The organism is Pseudonocardia sp. SID8383, assembly GCF_009864975.1.
Lineage (GTDB): Bacteria > Actinomycetota > Actinomycetes > Mycobacteriales > Pseudonocardiaceae > Pseudonocardia > Pseudonocardia alni.
The window spans coordinates 1-2,211 of record NZ_WWFY01001251.1 but is presented as its reverse complement, the minus strand read 5'-3'; the positions used below and the strand labels follow the sequence as shown (position 1 = coordinate 2,211).

Below are 2,211 nucleotides of genomic sequence, written 5' to 3'. Positions count from 1 at the left end.
GGCGGGGACGCCGGGCGGGGCCACGGCGGGGTGCGCGGGCCGGACGGGCGCGCGCGGAGCGGGACGGGTGCCGCCCGGGGACGACGACTCGGGACGACGGCTCAGGGTCGACAGAGTGCCGAGGCCACGCGCGCGAGGTCGACATGCCCCCGCGTGGTCAGCAGCACCGATCCGGTCACGGTCGCCACGGTAGCCGCCCCCTGGGCACCGCCCAAGTCTCCGGCGACCCGGATCACCCGCATCCTGCCTGGTGGGAGCCATGATCGCGGCCGTCCGGACAGGTGTCCCGAGGCGTGGAAGTTCCACTGTGGAAGGTGATACGACCGGGGCCGTCGCGCGGCGGCGCGACGGCCCCGGTCCGGCGGGGTCAGGACCCGGCGGGCGCGCCGAGGTCCCGGACCGCGGATGCGACGTCCACCGGGTTGCGGAGCACGCCGTAGCCGGCGTACCGGTCGGCGACCCCCTGCAGCTCGGCGACGAGCTGCGGGGACAGCGGCGTGACGTCGCGCAGCGCGCGCTGCGCCATCAGGTCGGCGACCGCCGCCGGGCGCCCGGTCAGCTTCGCGTAGATCGCGGCGTTCTCCCGCTGGTTCTCCCGGGCCCACTGCAGGGCACAGCCGTAGCGCTGGGTGAAGTCGGTCAGCGCGGCGCGGGTGCCCGCGTCGTCGAGGGCGGCGGTGTTGGCGTCGAGGAAGGTCAGCCCGGTGCCGAGGCCCTTCGCGTCGCGCAGGACCCGCGCGCCGGACTCCTGCTGCGCGACGGCGGTGTAGGGGTCCCAGGTGGACCAGGCGTCGATCGCGCCGGAGTTCATCGCGGCCGCCGCGTCGACCGGCTGCAGGAACGAGATGGTGACCTCGTCCGGCCGCACCCCGGCCTCCTTCAGCGCCCGCAGCAGCAGGTAGTGCCCGATGCTGCCCTGCGTGGTCGGGGAGACCGTCCTCCCGCGCAGGTCGGCGACCGACCGGATCGGCGAGTCCTTCGGCACGAGCAGCGCCAGCCCGCCGTGGCTGGGGGAGCGGGTCGCCTCGACGATCTTGATGCGGTCGGTGGAGGCCAGCGCGGTCAGGGTGGGGGCGTCGCCGGCGATGCCGACGTCGATCGCCTCGCCGCGCAGCGCCTCCAGCAGCGGGGCGGCCGCGGGGAACTGCGCCCACTCCACCCGGTAGGGCGCGCCGTCGAGCGCGCCGGAGGCCTCGACCAGGGCCTGCTGGATACCGGCCTGGTCGCCGACCCGCAGGGTGACCTGCGACAGGTCGACCGGGCCGTCGTCGGCGGCGCCGGAGCAGCCGGTCAGCAGCAGCGCCAGCGCGGCGAGCAGGGCGGGCACGGCGAGCAGCGGTCGGCGGGTCACGGGGTGGTCTCCGGGTCGGTGAGCGGGGTGAGCGAGGGGAGGTTCACGACGGTCCCCTCCTGTGTGCTGCGGGAGATCACGACGACGGCCGGGACCTCGGGGTCGGGGTTCTCCTCGCGGTGCGGCACCCACGGCGGGACGAAGACGTAGTTGCCGGGCTCGGTCTGCAGGACCACCTCGCCGGTGCCGTCGTGGAAGACGAACCGCGGGCGGCCGGAGACGACGTAGATCGAGGTCTCCGCCTCGCCGTGGTGGTGGTCGCCGGAGTTCGTGGCGGGGGCGACGTGCGTCTCGCCGGTCCAGAGCTTCGACGAGCCGACGGTGCGGCCGCTCACGGCCTCGCGGCGGGACATCCCGCTGGTCTGGGCGGTGTCGGCGGACAGGTCGGCGCCCCGGACGAGGTGGACCCGCGCGTGGTCGGGCGGGGTGGGGGCGAGGTCGGGGTGGAACGGGTCGGTCTGGTGCGGGTGCGTGGTCACCGGGTATCGCCCTCCAGGGCGGTCAGGGTGCGGGCGGTCAGGAAGTTGGCGACGGTGCGTTCGAGGTCGGCCCACAGTGGTGCGGCGGGGCCGGAGCGGAGGGTGGCGATCGAGCCCTCGGTGGCCAGGACGACGTCGGCGACGGTGATGTCCCCGGCCGGGCGGGCCAGCCGGTAGCCGCCTTCGCAGCCGCGACGGCTGGTCACCAGACCGGCCCGCCGCAGCGCCAGCATCACGTTGACCAGCGAGTTCAGCGGCACCCCGCGGGCGCGCGCCATCGCGTCGCAGGTGACGGTCGCCCCGTCGGCGGCGACGAGCTCGGCGAGCGCGCGCAGCGCGTGGTCCAGGCGCGCCGAGACGTTCAGCGGCGCGGCGCGCCGC

General features: G+C 75.9%; 3 protein-coding genes. All 3 read right to left on the bottom strand.

Going from position 1 to position 2,211, the window contains the following annotated elements:
- Positions 1 to 367: 367 nt before the first annotated feature.
- Positions 368 to 1,351, bottom strand: coding sequence for an ABC transporter substrate-binding protein (locus GTW08_RS30740; protein ID WP_083658087.1), 984 nt, complete (start codon positions 1,349 to 1,351; stop codon positions 368 to 370).
- Positions 1,348 to 1,830, bottom strand: coding sequence for a cupin domain-containing protein (locus tag GTW08_RS30735; RefSeq protein ID WP_174565848.1), 483 nt, complete (start codon positions 1,828 to 1,830; stop codon positions 1,348 to 1,350). Before GTW08_RS30735 ends, GTW08_RS30740 begins: the two co-directional genes overlap by 4 nt.
- A partial coding sequence (locus GTW08_RS30730) for an RrF2 family transcriptional regulator (RefSeq protein ID WP_161152896.1) occupies positions 1,827 to 2,211 on the bottom strand: 385 nt, incomplete at its 5' end. The genes GTW08_RS30730 and GTW08_RS30735, both read right to left, overlap by 4 nt.